The organism is Bacillus alkalisoli (assembly GCF_002797415.1).
Classification (GTDB): domain Bacteria; phylum Bacillota; class Bacilli; order Bacillales; family Bacillaceae_I; genus Bacillus_CD; species Bacillus_CD alkalisoli.
The window spans coordinates 3180598-3197750 of the sequence record NZ_KZ454944.1 but is presented as its reverse complement, the minus strand read 5'-3'; the positions used below and the strand labels follow the sequence as shown (position 1 = coordinate 3197750).

Here is a 17153-nt window from a genome sequence, read left to right as displayed (position 1 = left end):
GTCAAGCTCCTTCTTTTTTGTAACCTGGCAAGGATACGATGAATGTTGTTCCTTTTTTAGGTTTACTAGAAATAAAGATATCTCCACCGTGTGCATAAATGATGGAAAAAGCAGTCATTAGGCCTAAACCGGTTCCTTTTTCATGAAGCTGATATCTAGGTTCACCAAGAATGTTTATTTCTTCAAGTGTCATGCCTTTACCATTATCACGAATTTCAAAGTTTACTTCGTTTCCTTTTAAATAACTTTTCACTTGAATGTTGCCATTTTCGTGTTCAATTGCATCTATACAATTTTTTAATATATTTATTATAGCTAAAGATAATTGTTCTTTATCCCCTCGTATTCGGTAATTCTTTTTCTCAGATCTAACTAATTGTACATTGCTGTTTTGAGAGTACGTATTAATGGAATCGAAAACTGTGTTAATTAAATCTTTCGTGCCTAAAGGTTTAGCGGATGAGAGGTCATTAGAGGCTAATTCTAAGTAGTTTGTTATTACTTTTTCTGTTGTTTGAAGTTCTTTTAAGATAATGGGTACGTATTCTTGATTTGCTTTATTACGTTCTGTTCCAAGTAATTGGATAAATCCATTTACAACTGTTAATGGATTACGTATTTCATGCGCTACGCTTGCAGCTAATTCTGATACAAGTTGCAATTTTTTAGCACGGTTGTATTGCTTTTGTAGTTGATGAACGTCGTAAAAATATTCAATTGTTAAGAAACAGAGATAAAGAGTAATTAAGAAAATTGCCCCACCAACAGCAGCGTGTAAAATGGTATGGTCATAGTGTGCCATTCCGAGCCCGTAATAATAAGAACTTAAGGAGAGTGCTATGGCAGAGGATATCATTTTTATTAAGGCCATAGGTAGTAACAATACCAGCTTTTTCTTTTTAGTGAATTTACGCCAATAAGGGTGTAAGAGCGTTGGCAATATAACGAAAAACGGAATAGCTATTAGGGTGGCAAGCATTCCTTCATCTCCGCCTAAAAAAGCCCGATAGATTAATATGGATAGTACGGTTAAAAAACCTGAAATGTAGCCACCGTATATGATGGATACAAAAATAGGAATGGAACGTAAGTCATACTGTAATTCATTTCCAATTGGTATGGGAAATGTCATACAGAGAATTGCAGCAAAAGCACAGTGAAGAAAAATAATTAATTCCCTTTTCATTTGTGAATATTTTTCTCGATTGTAAAAGGAAATGCTATGATATAAAAGGATAGGAAAGAGAATAAAAAATAAATTCAATATTATATCTTTTACGTAGTCCATAGTCGGCCCCTATAATATACATTTTTCATAAAAGTACCACAAAAAATAGGAAAATTCTACATTTTTTGAAAAATCTTATTTGAATTTATTTAGAAAGGAGAATATTATTATGAATACTGGAGAATTGTTAATCATTTACAAAAACTTATGGAATAGTAGGAACCTAGAAAATGTTAAAGATATAGATATAGAAGTTGTTTTGAAAGAGTTAATGAAAAGAGAATTGAAGGATGAGCTTACTCATCCTCGAGTGCGAAAAAATCCTTACGAAAAGTTTTATTTTGCAGTAACGAGAATTACAAATGCAGAGATCACAGATGAAGAGAAAGTAGCATTAATTAGTAGGTTTAAAGGAATAATGGAAGGTATTTTGGAAGAGTGAACTTGAAAAGGTTTATGAAGTTCATTTTAGGTAATAAAAAAGAAGAAAATGAGCTTGATAAGGTCGATGAAGTTCATTTTAGGTAATAAAAAAGAAGAAAATGAGCTTGATAAAGTCGATGAAGTTCATTTTAGGTAATAAAAAAGAAGAAAATGAACTTGATAAGGCAGATGAAGTTCATTTTAGGTAAGAAAAAAGAAGAAAATGAACTTGATAAGGCGTATGAAGTTCATTTTGACCAAGAAAAAAATAAAAAATGAACTTCATCCCTTTCGATACACACATCAAAGGCTAAATATGGAACGTAGCATACCTCTACGCTTTTGTTTCAAAGGTGTTTGATCTAACACCATTGGTGGATCTAGTTGTTTTTGTCTTTTATTTTCTATATTTAGAAGTCTCGCTTCTAACATTTCCATTTTATTTGTTAATTCCTCTATCTCTTTTCTTTGTTGGAGAAGTTGATAAGCAACAACTTCATCTGCTTTTTGTTCAATGATGCGTTCAGCAGCATAAATACGGTCTTCTAGTCTAGAAAGTTGTTGATCATCATAATTATTCATTCGAAGTTCTACCTTTCCTTTTCGGTTAACAAGTGAACGTTCTTGGGAGACTGCAACTTCACTGTCTGCTTTTATTTTTTCGAGTTGAGCGATTGCTTGTTCGCTATAGATGTAATGGCCATAATCATTCTTTTCACAAGGAATATCGAATTTTCTTACCCATTCGCGTATCGTTCTAGCTGACATCCCTAAATCTTCAGCAACATCCAACGTTTTTTTATCCATCACTTATTCCCCCTTACTAACTTATTAAACAAATCATTTTAAATTCCTATATGTAAGACAAAACTAGTGTTGATTCGGCAAAGAAAGTGGCTTTTTTACAAGTTGAAAAATTAACAATATAGGTAGTATTTACCTTATTCCTACATAACTAAATGAATTAGTTCCAAGAATCATATAATGTATATATAATAGAATAAATAAGAGGTTAGACATCTCTTTATTTTTCTGAATAATCTTTTTAATTGGTTCTATTAGACTATAAACCTATTATTACATACAATGTCACTATAAAAGTGTAAAGGATGATCCATAAAATGCTGATGGAACAACGTGTTGTGAATGCTTCTAAAATGGATATCGGAAGTAAAATAAAGTTTTATCGATTACAACGAAATATGAAACAAGATGAATTAGCAAAAGGAATCATCTCTGTTTCCTACTTATCTAAAATAGAGAATAATTTAACTGCTCCTAGTAATGAAGTTCTTCAATTACTTTGTGACAGGCTGGATGTAAATGTTTTTATGGAAGAAGATAAAGCTCTACATAAAGAAATAATCGACTGGTATAAGTGTATGGAAACTTCAGCTTTAGAAGTTAGTAAGAAAAAGTACGAAGAGCTATTGTTAAAAATAAAAATATTAAGCAACACAGAAACATTTATTTACTTTCTCTTGTTCGAAGTTCGGTATTTTTTAATGATTCGTGAACATGAGAAAGCAAAAAACATGTTAAACAACTTACAGCAATATATCGAGCTGTTTGACTTGCATATGCATTACTATTATCAGAAGTTTTATGCCCTCTATACGTACAGAACGAATGACTTTATTGCTGCGTTAGAACAATTTAAAAAGGCGGAGGAGCTATTTCATCGCTCTATTCATTTTGAAAAAGAAGAGGAAGCAGATCTATACTATTTGCTCGGTTTAGCTTTTAGTCAAACGATGAAGATCCCTATTAGTATTACATACACTTCTCAAGCGTTAAGTATTTATCAAGCCATTTACGAGACGAAGAGGTGTGCGGAATGTCATATTTTATTAGGAATCTCTTACAGAAGGATAGGAGAATATGAAAGGTCAGAAAAAAGTTATATTCTTGCTCAAAGAGTTGCAGATACTAGAAATGATACTTATTTAAAAGCTTTGCTTCATCATAATATTGGAAAACTATATGCTGTACAAAACAAATCTCAACAAGCATTAGAAGAATTTACAAAAAGCTATGATTTAAAACAAAATGCAAGTATTGCAAGCAAGTTGAATACTATCTATTGTATAGCAATTGAAAACGAAAAATTAGAGAACTTAGAAGAAGCGAAAAAATGGTTAACCTTAGGGGAAAACTATCTTAATGAAGTAGTGAATCTCAAAGAATATGAAGAGTATATTATTTATTTTACAATGTTAGAGAAGGTTGTTTTAGCTGATTACGAGTTTCTTGATGAGTATTTTCAAGAAAAAGCGTTGCCTTATTTCCGTCAACATGACCTTAGAGAGCAATTTGTGATGTATGCGGAAAAATTAGCTTTACATTTTGAAGCTTGTTATAAATATAAAAAATCAAGCTATTATTACTCGCTATGTTTTCAAGAACTTAAGCAACAAACTCACTATTAAGGAGGTTTTATAAATGAAGAAACTTATTACATCAGTAGTATTGGTAGGTTTAATCATCACTGCCCCTTTTTATCAGCAACATGCGTTAGAGGATTACCCAGAACCGATAAAAGGTAGCGAGTTAAAGTATGCGTTAGAGGACTATCCAGAACCGATAAAAGGTAGCGAATTAAAGTATGCGTTAGAAGATTACCCAGAACCAATAAAAGGTAGCGAATTAAAGTATGCGTTAGAGGACTATCCAGAACCAATAAAAGGTAGCGAATTAAAGTATGCGTTAGAAGATTACCCAGAACCGATAAAAGGTAGCGATTTAAAGTATGCGTTAGAGGACTATCCAGAACCGATAAAAGGTAATGGTTACGGTAGCGTTTGATATGTAGAGAGAGCTTAGGAACTAGTTTCCTAAGCTCTTCTTAATAATGGTTTTTCTCTTGTTGATAAAGAAAATAGCTTCTTTTTACATGTAAAGCAGCAATATAAACCGCGAAACAAAATAGTGCAACAATTATTATGACAAGAAGCCCGCTCGTATAAATTAACGCATCATAAGCAAAAGCTGTGTAATACCATACAAAAAGTGTTGCTAAAAAAGTGAGAAAAATAAAAAATAAACTTACAGCACTATGAAGCAAAAATGATTTTTGTCTATGGAACATGATAGTTGTATACAAATAACTAAAATAGACGGCACATACTAATGCGAGAATATTTAGCATTAGAATAAAATCATGCATAATGATCACCCATCCCTTTTTACTAGTGTATAAAGGGGACAAAAAGTGTGTGAAAACATAGGCAGAATGTTTGCTTTTTAAATATAAACATTCATAATAAATGGCAGACGATATCACATTTTGAAAGGAGATTTTAAATGTTCAATAACCTAAATGCTACAACCACACTACATAATGGTGTAAAAATGCCATGGCTTGGACTTGGAGTTTTCAAAGTTGAAGAAGGCGAAGAAGTAGAAAAATCAGTGGAAACAGCTATTAAGCTTGGCTACCGTAGCATTGATACTGCTGCGATTTATAGAAATGAGGAAGGGGTAGGTAGAGCGATTAAAGCTTCTGGGGTACCTCGTGAAGAGCTTTTTATTACTACAAAAGTGTGGAACAAAGCACAAGGCTATGAAATCACGCTTGAGGCTTTTGAAAGAAGTATGTCTAAGCTAGGATTAGACTATTTAGATCTATATTTAATTCACTGGCCTGTTAAAGGGAAATATGTGGATACTTGGAGAGCATTAGAAAAGTTGTACAGTGACGGAAAAGTTCGTGCTATTGGCGTAAGTAACTTCCAGATTAATCATTTACAAGATATTTTTGAAATGGCCAAAGTTAGACCAATGGTAAACCAAGTCGAATACCACCCAAAACTCGCACAAGTTGAATTATTATCATTCTGTAAAGAGAATAATGTTCAAATGCAAGCTTGGTCGCCTTTAATGCAAGGGCATTTATTAGAAAATGAAGTTTTAAAATCTATTGGTGAAAAACATGGTAAATCAGTTGCGCAAATTATTTTACGTTGGGATTTACAAAATGGTGTTGTAACGATTCCGAAGTCTGTAAAAGAACATAGAATGAAAGAAAATGCCGATATCTTTGACTTTGAATTAACGGTAGAGGAAATGGAAAAAATTAATGTGTTAAACGAAGACAAACGCATTGGTCCTGATCCTGATAATTTTGATTTTTAGGACGAAATAAAAATAGGGTGGACTCATACATGTCTGTATGGTCGACCCTATTTGTTAGTCTTAGTCTACATAAACCTCTTCTAATTGGTGTTCGTGTAAATCCTCGTTTTCAATATGAATATTAATGTTATGTTTTCCTTTTTCAGAAAAAATATAGTTTGTTGCATACGTTCCATCTGAGATTTCTTCCGCATACATAAACTCACGACTCTCGGCACCTTCATGCCAAATCTCGAATTTAACAGTTGCTTTTGTTAGCGCAGCATTCGCTTTCTTTACTGTTACTTTTAAAGTAGTCTCTTCATTCATATGAAGATGGTGGCCAGCGTCAAAATGGATATCTAAATCTGCATGATGATGGTGGTGTCCACCGCTATGTCCGTGGTTGTGATCGCTGTGTTCTTCTTCTTCCTCGACTGGTGATGGAGTTCCTACCGTAAACTCTTCTCGAGGCATAACATGAAGGTCACGTGCTGTTGTATGTGCTACAACAAAGTAGAAGCCCTCTTCAAAGGTTTGAGTGAAAGAATAAATACCATTCCCATCATTTTTACTTTCAACCATATCATGATCTTTTTCTTGCCCTCTTTGCCATACTTCAAACATCACTTCGGAAGCGTCATCTACCATCTCGTCACCTTGTGTTACTCTAGCTTGGATAGTAACCTCTTCATTAGGTTGAATGTTTTCAGGTATTAGAATTTCTACTTCTACCATTTTAGGCATTTCGTTTACTTTGTCGCTTGTGTTATTATTTGTCCCACTATTACAAGCAGTTAAAAACATAATTATTATAGCAAATATAACAAAATGATTTAGCTTCATCGATAAAATCTCCTTTTAGTAAGTATTATAATAAAGAATAAATGATAAAAGTGAAAAAAATGTGAAGAAATCATAACAATATGGGGGAAACAGAATGATTAAGTTTCTAGAGTCAGAGAGTGATTTACTTGAAGGATATCATGTTTTAAAAGAACTACGTACATCTTTGTCAGAAAAGGAATTTTTTAAACGTTTAGCTGTGATGCAAAAAGAGGGATATCAAATGTTAGGTCTTGAAGATAAAGGACAATTAGTAGCTGTTGCGGGTATTATTCCTCTTACGAACTTCTACCATGGGAAACATATATACATATACGACCTCGTTACGAAGTCTACGGTCCGATCTAGTGGCTATGGAGAAAAGTTGCTAGATTATATTATTTCGATGGGAAAAGAAAAAGGTTATGAAAATATTACACTTTCTTCTGGCTTACAAAGAGTAGATGCACACCGATTTTATGAGAAGAAGATGAGTTTTGATAAAACAAGCTTTGTATTTGTAAAATCTTTGACGTGACCAAACAAAACAAAGGCAATTAGCTAAATTACTAATTGCCTTCACATTTTACGTTTTCTACTATTTTTTGCACTTGTAATGTAAGGTCTTTACTAGGAGAGAAATCATTAGAAATAGTTGCTGTTACTGAGACTACTTCGTCATTAAATGGATGTGGAACATCAAGTTTCCATGCATGTAAAGCTTGACCTGAATGGGAAAGTTTATTTTTTGCCCCATATAAATTATCACCAACTAAAGGATGGCCAATATGACTCATATGCACTCTAATTTGATGAGTCCTTCCTGTTTCAAGTGTAAGCTGTACAAGTGTACAACCAACAAGTTTTTTAATCACTTTAAAATTCGTTACTGCCTTTTGACCATTAGGCGAAACTCTTCTCCTTGATGCATGATGACGATCTTTTCCAATTGGTTGATTAATTCTACCAGTAAGTTTATTCATTGCACCTTCTACTAATGCAATATATGTACGTTTAATTTTTCGTTCTTCTAATGCTTTATCTAAAAGGGCCCCACTTAAAGCATGCTTTGCAAAAAGAATTGCTCCACTCGTTTCTTTATCCAGTCGATGCATGTGTCTAACTTTGCTACGAATACCTTTTTGTTGAAAATAATAGGCAACACCGTTTGATAAAGTATTTGTTGAATCTATAGAACCAGGGTGTGTGTCTACCCCACTAGGTTTGTTCACAATAAGAAGGTGATCATCTTCATATAATACTTCAATTTCCATTGGAGACGGAGTAGGAGTTATTTGTTCATCTCTCGTTATATTTATTTTAAGTGTATCACCTATAGTTAGAAGGGAAGTCCAATTTGGTTGTTGTTCATTAACAACTACTTTCTTTTCCGTTCTGAATTCGTGTAGCAGCGTTTTAGGTACAGGAAATTGAGTTTTTAAAAAGTCTTGCAAAGAAATAGCTTCTTCTGTTTTGGTTATTTTGATAAAAATATTGTTTTTATGGGTTGTAATTTTCATCGTATTTCCTTTCTATTTTTGGGCTGTTAATGATTCCATTAACTACCTACTTAATCTTTTCATTATATGTGTTAATCTAGTGTTAAGAGAAGTGTTTTAAAGGTGGGTTCAATTGTGAAAGTAGTATTGGCAGCAACTCCTGAACAGGAGGAACATATCGGAGAATTGATCCAGCACCTCGTAACCAATGTATTACCTTATTATATAACGGATGAAGAAATAGAGTCTTATCCGCTATTCTTTTTCCCCGAACTTCACAACGATTTAGAGAAGATGTTTCCTCTTTATAATGGCACAATAAAAGATGCACTTGCAATTATTTCAAGTCTTCAAACTATTATTATCTTATTAGAAACCGTTCAAACAGAGCCAATAGAGCATAAACATCGAGAAATATTTACAAAAAACGTTGTATTGTTAAAAGAGTACGGTTTTACATTTCCATTTTCTATGGATCAATTCTCACAAGAAGAAAGAAAACAAGTTTTCTTTAGCCGATATGCGAAAGCAACGAATGAATACTTAGTATAGAAACGTAAAAAAAACTTCTGGTTGACTATGCCAGAAGTTTTTTTTTGCTATGTTAAAGGCCACTGTTGATTTCCGTGCAAGGATTCGCTTTCCGCGGGCGGTAAAAAGGTAGGTTATTTTCACTGTCGTGAAAAAACCTACTCCTCGGCGCAAGCGCCTGTGGGGTCTCCCGCTCCCCGCTTCTCCCGCAGGACAAGGAAGGCTACGGGAGCGATGCATCCTTCGTAAGGAAATGCGATAGCATTTTCGAGGAGTCTCAGCCTTGCACGGAAATCAACAGGTATATTGTTAAATATCAACACTTAGCTTTATCATAGCTTGTTTGTTTAATATTATTGAGCTGGTGTTTCTTCTTCGACAATATGTTCAAACCAGTCGTCGAAGAATTCTCTGCTTTGGTAGCCTTCTACACGATTTACTTCTTGTCCGTTTACAAAGTGCACTACTGTAGGTGTTGCCCTAATGTTGTAATCGTCCCATCCTTGATTGAATTCAAGTAGGTTGTATAACTTTAAGTCTACTTCCATTTCCTCAGCGGCAGGGACAATAATTGGGGAAGCGGCTTTACAAGCATCACATGTTGGACTGTAAAAATAGATAGTTGTCGTAACATCCGTTTCTAAGCTCTCTTCTAAATCATCAGGTAGAATGATGTTTTGATATAGTGGATCATTTAATTGTTTTTGAGTTTCTGCATGAATAACAGATTTACCGAATGGGTTGCCTTCAGATAATTTCTTTTGTTGTATGTTTGTTATAACAGCAAGTGCTATGAAAATAACGACAATAACCCCTACAATCACAAATAATTTCTTCATGTTATTTACCTTCTTTCGCCATCTTTTTTATGAAAAATAATAGAACGGTAATGCTAATAAATCCGATGAAAGCTAAAAATGGAATAGTAATAAAGCCGAGCAAGTTTATGTACTGTCCTGTACAAGGAACAACTCCACATTCAATCGAATTTTCCGCAAAGAAAGGAACTTTTTGTATTAAATAATGATAAGAAGAAACGATAATTCCGATGATAGAAAATGGTAATGCATACAATGGAATGTTTGCATCTTTTTTTACAGCTCCAATTCCAAGTAGTATTACAAGGGGATACATTAAAATACGTTGATACCAGCATAGTTCACATGGAATAAAAAACAATATCTCAGAAAAATACAAACTTCCAAGTGTAGCTATTAAAGAAATAGCCCATGCTGCAAATAACAAGTTTTCTATCTTTTTATTAGCATTTGTCACCTTACCAGCCCTACTTTCTAGTAACATCATTCATAAAAAAATTATAGTATGGAAAGGGAGGGATTGCAAAGATTTAAAAGGGGTTAAAAGTTTCTTTTGCAAATGTAATGCAAGACCGCTGTTGATTTCCGTGCAAGTATTCGCTTTCCGAGGGCGTGTCTAGGTCTAGCGGCTAGTAGTTACTAAATATAAACAAACTAATTATACAAATTATAAAGACCGTACAAAGCTTGCAAGAATTTCATTTTCCTGTAAAATTACAAGGGAATGAAATCGATTTCATAAATACAGATGGACAAGAATACATAACGCAATAATACTACTTTTAAAGGAGAGGTTTTTATGTCACGTAAATGGTGGAAAGAGGCAGTTGTATATCAAATTTATCCTCGAAGCTTCTGTGATTCTAACGGAGATGGTGTTGGTGACATCCAAGGAATCATTTCTAAATTAGACTATCTTAAGGAATTAGGGGTAGACGTAGTTTGGTTGTCACCAGTTTACCAATCCCCAAATGATGATAACGGCTATGATATTAGTGATTATCGCGACATTATGGATGAGTTTGGAACAATGGCAGACTGGGAAGAAATGCTAGCAGAAATGCATAAACGCGGTATTAAACTAATTATGGATCTTGTCGTAAACCATAGTTCCGATGAACATGCTTGGTTTGTTGAATCAAGAAAATCAAAAGACAACCCATATCGTGATTATTATATTTGGAGACCAGGGAAAGATGGCAAAGAGCCTAACAACTGGGAAGCAGCATTTAGTGGACCAGCATGGAATTATGATGAAACAACGGATGAGTATTACTTGCATCTTTTCGCAAAAAAACAACCAGATTTAAACTGGGAAAATCCGAAAGTTCGTGAAGAAGTTTACGACATGATGAAATTTTGGTTAGATAAAGGGATTGATGGATTCCGAATGGACGTTATTAACTTTATTTCTAAAGTGGATGGTTTGCCAGACGCACCAAATCCAGAAGGTAAAAAATACGTATCTGGCCACCAATATTTTATGAACGGACCTCGCATTCATGAATTTTTACACGAAATGAACAAAGAAGTTTTGTCACAATATGATGTGATGACAGTTGGAGAAATGCCAGGTGTTAATCCAGAAGAAGGAAAAATGTATACAGCGGATGAGCGTGAAGAGTTAAACATGGTATTTCAGTTTGAACATGTTGATTTAGATACGCAACCAGGAAAAAATAAATGGCACCTGAAACCACTAGATTTAAGAGATTTGAAGCGCTCTTTAGGAAAATGGCAAGTGGAATTAGAAGATGCTGGGTGGAACAGTTTATATTGGAACAACCATGACCAACCACGTATCGTTTCTCGTTTCGGTGATGATAAAGAGTATCGAGAGATTTCTGCGAAAATGTTAGCGACATGTTTGCATATGATGAAAGGTACTCCATACATTTATCAAGGTGAAGAATTCGGAATGACAAATGTGCGTTTTGAGTCTATTGATCAATACAAAGATATCGAGACATTAAATATGTACAATGAGCGTGTTCATGAATATGGAGACGATCCAGAAGATATTATGACAAGCATCTATACAAAAGGACGCGACAATGCTAGAACACCTGTACAGTGGGATGAGAGTGAGTATGCTGGCTTTACTACAGGCACACCTTGGATTGAAGTGAATCCTAATTATAAAGAGATAAATGCAAAAGCGGCTGTTGCAGATACTAACTCTATCTTTCATTACTATCGTAAACTTATCCAACTACGCAAAGAAAATGAAGTAATGGTTTACGGAAAGTTTGAGATGTTAATGGATGAGCATCCGGAAGTTTTTGCTTATACGAGAACACTAGGGAATGAAAAGTTACTAGTAGTAACGAATTTCTCGGGGAATACTCCAATGTTTGAGTGGGAAAGTAAAGGTGAGCGTTCGAATAAAGAAGTGCTCATTAGTAATTACGAGGTTAATTTAGAAGAAGAAATAAGCTCATTTCAGTTAAAACCTTGGGAAGCTAGGGTTTATAAGTTGGTTTAAGTAGTGGGAAGTTTTCTAGGGTTGGTTTTAATATCGATTAGCGCATGAGAATTTATTGAATGGTCGTGAGGAATATAATCACGACCATTTTGTGGTGGGAAAAAGTTAGTTACACCGACGATGGGGCATGTATTCATGACCGGTAAGAGAAGCAAAAAGGGTCAAACCGTCCATGGGAGTGGTCGCCAAGGCCGGTATGGGAAGAAAAAAGGGTCAAACCGTCCATGGGAGTGGTCGCCAAGGCCGGTATGGGAAGAAAAAAGGGTAAAACCGTCCATGGGAGTGGTCGCCAAGGCCGGTATGGGAAAAAAAAAGGGTCAAACCGTCCATGGGAGTGGTCGCCAAGGCCGGTATGGGAAGAAAAAAAGATCAAACCGTCCATGGGAGTCTTCGCCAAGGCCGGTATGGGAAGAAAAAAGGGTTAAACCGTCCATGGGAGTGGTCGCCAAGGCCGGTAAGGGAAGAAAAAAGGATCAAACCGTCCATGGGAGTCGTCGCCAAGGCCGGTATGAGAAGAAAAAAGGATGAAACCGTCCATGGGAGGGGTCGCCAAGGCCGGTATGGGAAAAAAAAAGGGTCAAACCGTCCATGGGAGTGGTCGCCAAGGCCGGTATGGGAAGAAAAAAAGATCAAACCGTCCATGGGAGTCTTCGCCAAGGCCGGTATGGGAAGAAAAAAGGGTTAAACCGTCCATGGGAGTGGTCGCCAAGGCCGGTATGGGAAGAAAAAAGGGTCAAACCGTCCATGGGAGTCTTCGCCAAGGCCGGTATGGGAAGAAAAAAGGGTCAAACCGTCCATGGGAGTCGTCGCCAAGGCCGGTAAGAGAAGAAAAAAAGATCAAACCGTCCATAAGAGGATAATTATGACTGCTCTGTGGTAAAAATCAAAAAGAATCGGTCTTAAGAAAAACCTCCCTGACGTTAGAAGTAATTTAATAATCACAGATTCCCGAGCCTCAACTCCTCCATCATATACTCAGCACTCCGTAAAGCTAATGCATACGCTGTAAAAGTCGGGTTAGCCGATGGAGCTGTCACAAATGTAGGTGTACCGACAATAAATAAATTTTTAACATCATGTGTTTGACCGTAACTATTAACAACAGACTCCGAAGCATTTTCTCCCATACGACACCCACCCATTAAATGAGCGTGTGATTTCAAATGATACAAAGGCTTACCATCTGAAGCTTGACCAACTTGATATAACAACTTTTTTGCTGCTTCACGAATCTTTTTATCGTTTTCACATAAAGAATATTCAACTATCGGAATCGGAACTCCATTCTCATCCTTCTTATTAGATAGACTTACCCGATTTTTTTCTTGAGGTAGCGTTTCTCCGAGCATAGCAAAGCTTCCATAAAAATTGTAATCTAACATGCGACTTCTCAGTTCTTCTCCAATACACGCTGAATCATTTTCAAAAAGCAAAGTCGCCAGGCGGAGGGGACGCAAACCATACGAATTCATTATAAATCCTCTTGCATAGTCGGATGATTTGCCAGATTCATATGGATCTAACGTTAAGGCCTGTACTGGATTTCCACGATACATCCTAATTTCATCTGGATACTTTACAATAATTTTGTCATTTAGATTGCTCATTAAAAATTTACCGACTAACCCGCTTGAATTAGCAAGTCCATCTGAAAACAAACTAGATGAACTATGTAATAACAATCTTGGAGTTTCAACAGCATATGTGGCTAACACAACCATCCGAGCTTCCTGAAAAAAAGATTCTCCATCTCTTTTATACTCCACTCCACTAACTAACCCGTCTTCGCCAACAGTCACGCGTGTTACTGTAGCATTATCAATAATATTAGCTCCGTTCGCAATGGCTTCAGGAACAAATGTATTCAACGGTGTGGTTTTTGCACCTGGTGTACAACCTTCTTCACAAAATCCTCTATTTGTACAAGGGTGTCTTTTCTTAAAAGGAACAGTTAATATAGCTAACGGCGATACAGAATGCTTCAAATTAGCATTCTCACACCCTTCACGAAACTTTAACGTATTGTTACTTAAATCATGCTGGGCAGGATATGGGAATTTTCCTCCATAAGGCTCCCAAGGAAAATCAATGGGCCCAGACAGTAACAATTTTTTTTGAATTTTGTCATAGTACGGAGCAAGTGTATTGTAATTAATTGGCCAATCTTCTCCTACACCCTCAAAGCTTTTCGTACGAAAATCGGATTGATGGAAACGCAAAAGCTGTGCTGTATAATGCACAGCACTCCCCCCGACTCCCTTACCGGAAGTGCTTCTACTAAGGTCTAAAGGGTCTTCTCCTAGACTAATCCTTGGATCATTCCAAAATAGTTTTTCCATTTCAAGTTCATCACTTGAAAAGTCTCGCTCAGGCAAACGGTGAGGCCCGGCCTCTAAACAAATTACCTTTAAGCCACGGCGGCTTAACTCGCTAGCTATTATACTTCCACTAGCACCAGCACCAACAATACATACGTCAACTTTTTTCGTCTTTGTCATATAAAGGTGCCTCCCAAGAGTCAAACTGCTTAAAGCCAAATGCATAATAGCCGCGAGGATAAGCTGGTCCACCGAAACCTAAATCAGACCAAATAGAAGGGTCCGAATATACGACTTTTATTAATTCACTAGAAAAGGTATGTAGAAACAATCTAGGTTTAATTTTAATCCAAACATCAGGCATCCCGATGTCATCTTCTAATTGCTTTACATAAGAAAGTTGTAATTTTTTTTCTAAAGTAGAAAAAGGGTGGTGGAATTGTGAGTAACATTCCACATGAACATAACGCAGGCCGGTTCTTATAACATCCACTACCCTTAAATCACTTCCGCGAATAAAACCATTCAATTTCCCTTCACGACAACGCTCATCTAATAAAGATACGACATTTACACCAATGTCACCTAAATGAGAAGGGGTAATAATAGGATAAAGTGCTATAATTAATTCATGTTCATCTGGTTTAAAAATAGATACTTCACTAGCAGCCAGTCTCTTTTGAATTACACATTGTGTGGCTTTATCCCATTCATGAAATTGATCCATTACGTTAAACTCCGGAAAGTATGTTTGTTTAGGATGATCCATCATTCATACCTCCTCATCCGTACCAAATAATTAATAGTGAAACGAAGCCTAGTGATGCAATAGTAAAAGGAAGTGTAACAGGTGGTCCAGCCATAATATTTTCCTTTTTAATTCCACCTGTTCGATTACTTATTGCCCCCCAGTGTAGAAATCCACCATATAAACCAATTAAAATAACTAAAAATGATAGAATAGAGTAAATCCAACCAAGCACAGGATTAGGGAAAATTGCAAGGAGAATGCCGAAAATACCAACTAGTGGCAATGACACAACTGGAATATACATTTGCCAAGCGTGAAATTTCCCTCTTGCATGCCAGATGTAAATTTGTGTCCAAAGGGAAAAGTATCCAAATCCAATTAATAGTGTTAATAAACGAGCTAAACTCCACGAATCCCATCCTAAAATCATATGTAAGCCTCCAAGAAGGAAATTTTCCATTATTACGTTATTATTTTCTATAAGGGAAGAACTATGCGGTATAATGTAAAAGAAAACAAATAAACATAAGCCGTTATGTAAAAACAATTTGTTTTGGAATAATAAAATAAGGGAATAAGTACAAGTGGTATGACCAAAGAGTAGGAGTTGGAATTTGTGTCAAAGATCGATTTATCTAAATTTGAGAAAAAAATGATAATCCGTAACATAGAGGAAAAAGATATTGACGATATAATTAAGTTACAACATGTTTGTTTTCCAGGAATGTCACCTTGGAAGAGAGAGCATTTAGAAAGTCATTTAAATATGTTCCCAGAAGGCCAGTTTTGTGCAGAATACGACGGGGAAATAATCGGTTCATGTTCTTCTTTAATCATAAACTTTGATGAATATGATGACCGTCATACATGGGATGACATTACAGATGAAGGCTACATTACAAACCATAATGATGATGGATACAATCTTTATGGAATTGAAGTGATGGTTCATCAAGAATACCGCCGAATGAAAGTAGGGCATCGTTTATACGAAGCTCGAAAAGACCTGGCAAGAAGATTAAATTTAAAGAGTATTATTATTGGAGGACGTATACCACGTTATCATAATTATGCCGATGAAATGAGTCCTCGTGAATACGTGCGCCAAGTAATACGCCATAAAATTTATGATCCAGTATTATCTTTCCAACTATTAAATGAGTTTACGTTAATGCGTATTAATCCAGGGTATTTACCAGATGATTTAGCATCGAACAAATACGCAACCTTGATGGAATGGAATAATTTTGAATACGTGCCACAAACGAAACGTCACTTTAAAACATCGTTCCCTGTTAGAATTTGTGTTGTGCAATATATGATGAAGCCAATTAGTTCGTTTGAAGAGTTCGCTACTCAAGTAGAGTACTACACAGATGTAGCATCAGACGGTGGAGCGGATTTTGCTTTGTTCCCTGAAATTTTCACGACTCAGTTAATGTCATTTTTAAATGAAAAATCACCAAGTAAAGCAGTACAGCGTTTAACGGAGTATACGGAACAGTACATCCAGTTGTTTACGGATTTAGCTGTTAAATATAATGTCAACATCATCGGTGGATCACACTTCGTCGAGGAAGACGAAAAAGTATTCAATATTGCATATCTTTTCCGACGAGATGGAACTATTGAAAAGCAGTATAAAATTCACATTACGCCAAACGAACGTAAATGGTGGGGGATTAGTAGTGGGGATCGGGTAAGAGTTTTTGATACAGATTGCGGGAAGATTGCTATTCAAATTTGTTATGATATTGAGTTCCCTGAACTAGCGCGTATTGCTACTGAAAGAGGAGCCAACATTATTTTCTGTCCATTTAATACAGAAGATCGCCAAGGATACTTACGAGTACGATATTGTGCACAAGCTCGTGCGGTAGAAAATCAAATTTACACCGTTATTGCTGGTACATGTGGAAACTTACCACAAGTAGAGAATATGGATATCCAATATTCACAGTCTGCTATCTTTGCACCTTCAGATTTCGAATTTGCCCGTGATGGAATTGTAGGAGAATGTAACCCTAACATTGAAATGGTAATTATCGGGGATGTCGATTTAGAAATTCTTCGTAGGCAACGTCAATCAGGTACAGTAAGACAACTTAAAGACCGTCGTCGTGACCTGTATGAAATAAAATATAAACGTTAATAAAAAGAGG

At 35.7% G+C, this 17153-nt stretch carries 19 protein-coding genes; 9 read left to right on the top strand and 10 right to left on the bottom strand.

The window, feature by feature from the left end:
* Position 1: 1 nt before the first annotated feature.
* Positions 2-1288, bottom strand: coding sequence for an ATP-binding protein (locus CDZ89_RS16010; RefSeq protein ID WP_096155433.1), 1287 nt, complete (start codon positions 1286-1288; stop codon positions 2-4).
* 109 nt (positions 1289-1397) lie between these two features.
* On the opposite strand from CDZ89_RS16010, the gene CDZ89_RS16005 reads away from it, so the two are divergent.
* Entirely contained in the window at positions 1398-1670 is a 273-nt protein-coding gene (locus CDZ89_RS16005; protein WP_100333996.1) for a hypothetical protein, read from the top strand.
* Between the two features lie 284 nt (positions 1671-1954).
* Here the strand turns inward: CDZ89_RS16005 and CDZ89_RS16000 are convergent, their stop codons facing one another.
* Positions 1955-2458: a MerR family transcriptional regulator gene (locus CDZ89_RS16000; protein WP_096155431.1), complete on the bottom strand. Its 504-nt coding sequence runs from the start codon at positions 2456-2458 to the stop codon at positions 1955-1957.
* A gap of 314 nt (positions 2459-2772) precedes the next feature.
* Here CDZ89_RS16000 and CDZ89_RS15995 point away from each other — a divergent pair, with 314 nt between their 5' ends.
* Positions 2773-4080: a helix-turn-helix transcriptional regulator gene (locus CDZ89_RS15995; protein ID WP_157842764.1), complete on the top strand. Its 1308-nt coding sequence runs from the start codon at positions 2773-2775 to the stop codon at positions 4078-4080.
* Between the two features lie 13 nt (positions 4081-4093).
* On the top strand, positions 4094-4456 hold the full coding sequence (locus tag CDZ89_RS15990; RefSeq protein ID WP_100333995.1) for a hypothetical protein: 363 nt from the start codon (positions 4094-4096) through the stop codon (positions 4454-4456).
* A 40-nt stretch (positions 4457-4496) separates the two neighbouring features.
* Here the strand turns inward: CDZ89_RS15990 and CDZ89_RS15985 are convergent, their stop codons facing one another.
* Positions 4497-4817, bottom strand: a complete 321-nt coding sequence (locus CDZ89_RS15985) for a hypothetical protein (protein ID WP_096155428.1) — start codon at positions 4815-4817, stop codon at positions 4497-4499.
* A gap of 137 nt (positions 4818-4954) precedes the next feature.
* Here CDZ89_RS15985 and CDZ89_RS15980 point away from each other — a divergent pair, with 137 nt between their 5' ends.
* Complete coding sequence (locus tag CDZ89_RS15980) at positions 4955-5785, top strand: aldo/keto reductase (RefSeq protein WP_100333994.1); 831 nt, start codon at positions 4955-4957, stop codon at positions 5783-5785.
* Positions 5786-5845: 60 nt separating this feature from the next.
* On the opposite strand, the gene CDZ89_RS15975 is transcribed toward CDZ89_RS15980, so the two are convergent.
* Positions 5846-6610: a FixH family protein gene (locus CDZ89_RS15975; protein ID WP_100333993.1), complete on the bottom strand. Its 765-nt coding sequence runs from the start codon at positions 6608-6610 to the stop codon at positions 5846-5848.
* 94 nt (positions 6611-6704) lie between these two features.
* Between CDZ89_RS15975 and CDZ89_RS15970 the strand changes: the two genes are divergently transcribed.
* The gene (locus CDZ89_RS15970; RefSeq protein ID WP_096155425.1) at positions 6705-7127 is read left to right on the top strand and encodes a GNAT family N-acetyltransferase; all 423 of its coding nucleotides are present in this window, start codon (positions 6705-6707) and stop codon (positions 7125-7127) included.
* A 31-nt stretch (positions 7128-7158) separates the two neighbouring features.
* Here CDZ89_RS15970 and CDZ89_RS15965 read toward each other — a convergent pair whose 3' ends face one another.
* A complete protein-coding gene (locus CDZ89_RS15965; RefSeq protein ID WP_100333992.1) occupies positions 7159-8109 on the bottom strand; it encodes an RluA family pseudouridine synthase in 951 nt (316 codons plus the stop codon).
* A gap of 114 nt (positions 8110-8223) precedes the next feature.
* Between CDZ89_RS15965 and CDZ89_RS15960 the strand changes: the two genes are divergently transcribed.
* Complete coding sequence (locus CDZ89_RS15960) at positions 8224-8640, top strand: DUF5365 family protein (RefSeq protein ID WP_096155423.1); 417 nt, start codon at positions 8224-8226, stop codon at positions 8638-8640.
* Between the two features lie 332 nt (positions 8641-8972).
* Here the strand turns inward: CDZ89_RS15960 and CDZ89_RS15955 are convergent, their stop codons facing one another.
* Positions 8973-9458 (bottom strand): thioredoxin family protein, encoded by a 486-nt coding sequence (locus CDZ89_RS15955; RefSeq protein ID WP_096155422.1) that lies wholly within the window; start codon positions 9456-9458, stop codon positions 8973-8975.
* Between the two features lies 1 nt (position 9459).
* A complete protein-coding gene (locus CDZ89_RS15950; RefSeq protein WP_227521530.1) occupies positions 9460-9894 on the bottom strand; it encodes a disulfide oxidoreductase in 435 nt (144 codons plus the stop codon).
* A 342-nt stretch (positions 9895-10236) separates the two neighbouring features.
* Between CDZ89_RS15950 and CDZ89_RS15945 the strand changes: the two genes are divergently transcribed.
* Together CDZ89_RS15945 and CDZ89_RS20010 are read left to right on the top strand one after the other, a co-directional pair.
* Positions 10237-11922, top strand: a complete 1686-nt coding sequence (locus CDZ89_RS15945) for a glycoside hydrolase family 13 protein (RefSeq protein WP_100333991.1) — start codon at positions 10237-10239, stop codon at positions 11920-11922.
* A gap of 328 nt (positions 11923-12250) precedes the next feature.
* The gene (locus tag CDZ89_RS20010) at positions 12251-12607 is read left to right on the top strand and encodes a hypothetical protein (protein ID WP_198508251.1); all 357 of its coding nucleotides are present in this window, start codon (positions 12251-12253) and stop codon (positions 12605-12607) included.
* A gap of 253 nt (positions 12608-12860) precedes the next feature.
* On the opposite strand, the gene CDZ89_RS15930 is transcribed toward CDZ89_RS20010, so the two are convergent.
* Genes CDZ89_RS15930 through CDZ89_RS20320 form a run of 3 tightly spaced genes read right to left on the bottom strand, consistent with a single transcriptional unit; the run spans position 12861 to position 15421 of the window.
* Positions 12861-14420, bottom strand: coding sequence for a GMC family oxidoreductase (locus CDZ89_RS15930; protein WP_198508250.1), 1560 nt, complete (start codon positions 14418-14420; stop codon positions 12861-12863).
* Complete coding sequence (locus CDZ89_RS15925) at positions 14398-15012, bottom strand: gluconate 2-dehydrogenase subunit 3 family protein (RefSeq protein WP_141395221.1); 615 nt, start codon at positions 15010-15012, stop codon at positions 14398-14400. The genes CDZ89_RS15930 and CDZ89_RS15925 overlap by 23 nt, the downstream gene beginning before the upstream one ends.
* Positions 15013-15022: 10 nt before the next feature.
* Positions 15023-15421: a hypothetical protein gene (locus CDZ89_RS20320; RefSeq protein WP_096155416.1), complete on the bottom strand. Its 399-nt coding sequence runs from the start codon at positions 15419-15421 to the stop codon at positions 15023-15025.
* A gap of 222 nt (positions 15422-15643) precedes the next feature.
* Between CDZ89_RS20320 and CDZ89_RS15915 the strand changes: the two genes are divergently transcribed.
* Positions 15644-17143 (top strand): bifunctional GNAT family N-acetyltransferase/carbon-nitrogen hydrolase family protein, encoded by a 1500-nt coding sequence (locus tag CDZ89_RS15915; protein WP_096156988.1) that lies wholly within the window; start codon positions 15644-15646, stop codon positions 17141-17143.
* Positions 17144-17153: the final 10 nt, after the last annotated feature.

Excerpts from the sequence above, each read along its gene's own strand:
- CDZ89_RS15965 (WP_100333992.1), bottom strand. The coding sequence starts at position 8,109 with ATGAAAATTACAACCCATAAAAACAATATTTTTATCAAAATAACCAAA.
- CDZ89_RS15995 (WP_157842764.1), top strand. The coding sequence starts at position 2,773 with ATGCTGATGGAACAACGTGTTGTGAATGCTTCTAAAATGGATATCGGA.
- CDZ89_RS15925 (WP_141395221.1), bottom strand. The coding sequence starts at position 15,012 with ATGATGGATCATCCTAAACAAACATACTTTCCGGAGTTTAACGTAATG.
- CDZ89_RS20320 (WP_096155416.1), bottom strand. The coding sequence starts at position 15,421 with ATGATTTTAGGATGGGATTCGTGGAGTTTAGCTCGTTTATTAACACTA.
- CDZ89_RS15915 (WP_096156988.1), top strand. The coding sequence starts at position 15,644 with ATGATAATCCGTAACATAGAGGAAAAAGATATTGACGATATAATTAAG.
- CDZ89_RS15985 (WP_096155428.1), bottom strand. The coding sequence starts at position 4,817 with ATGCATGATTTTATTCTAATGCTAAATATTCTCGCATTAGTATGTGCC.
- CDZ89_RS15955 (WP_096155422.1), bottom strand. The coding sequence starts at position 9,458 with ATGAAGAAATTATTTGTGATTGTAGGGGTTATTGTCGTTATTTTCATA.
- CDZ89_RS16005 (WP_100333996.1), top strand. The coding sequence starts at position 1,398 with ATGAATACTGGAGAATTGTTAATCATTTACAAAAACTTATGGAATAGT.
- CDZ89_RS20010 (WP_198508251.1), top strand. The coding sequence starts at position 12,251 with ATGGGAGTGGTCGCCAAGGCCGGTATGGGAAGAAAAAAAGATCAAACC.
- CDZ89_RS15970 (WP_096155425.1), top strand. The coding sequence starts at position 6,705 with ATGATTAAGTTTCTAGAGTCAGAGAGTGATTTACTTGAAGGATATCAT.
- CDZ89_RS15945 (WP_100333991.1), top strand. The coding sequence starts at position 10,237 with ATGTCACGTAAATGGTGGAAAGAGGCAGTTGTATATCAAATTTATCCT.
- CDZ89_RS15975 (WP_100333993.1), bottom strand. The coding sequence starts at position 6,610 with ATGAAGCTAAATCATTTTGTTATATTTGCTATAATAATTATGTTTTTA.
- CDZ89_RS15990 (WP_100333995.1), top strand. The coding sequence starts at position 4,094 with ATGAAGAAACTTATTACATCAGTAGTATTGGTAGGTTTAATCATCACT.
- CDZ89_RS16010 (WP_096155433.1), bottom strand. The coding sequence starts at position 1,288 with ATGGACTACGTAAAAGATATAATATTGAATTTATTTTTTATTCTCTTT.
- CDZ89_RS15930 (WP_198508250.1), bottom strand. The coding sequence starts at position 14,420 with ATGACAAAGACGAAAAAAGTTGACGTATGTATTGTTGGTGCTGGTGCT.
- CDZ89_RS16000 (WP_096155431.1), bottom strand. The coding sequence starts at position 2,458 with ATGGATAAAAAAACGTTGGATGTTGCTGAAGATTTAGGGATGTCAGCT.
- CDZ89_RS15980 (WP_100333994.1), top strand. The coding sequence starts at position 4,955 with ATGTTCAATAACCTAAATGCTACAACCACACTACATAATGGTGTAAAA.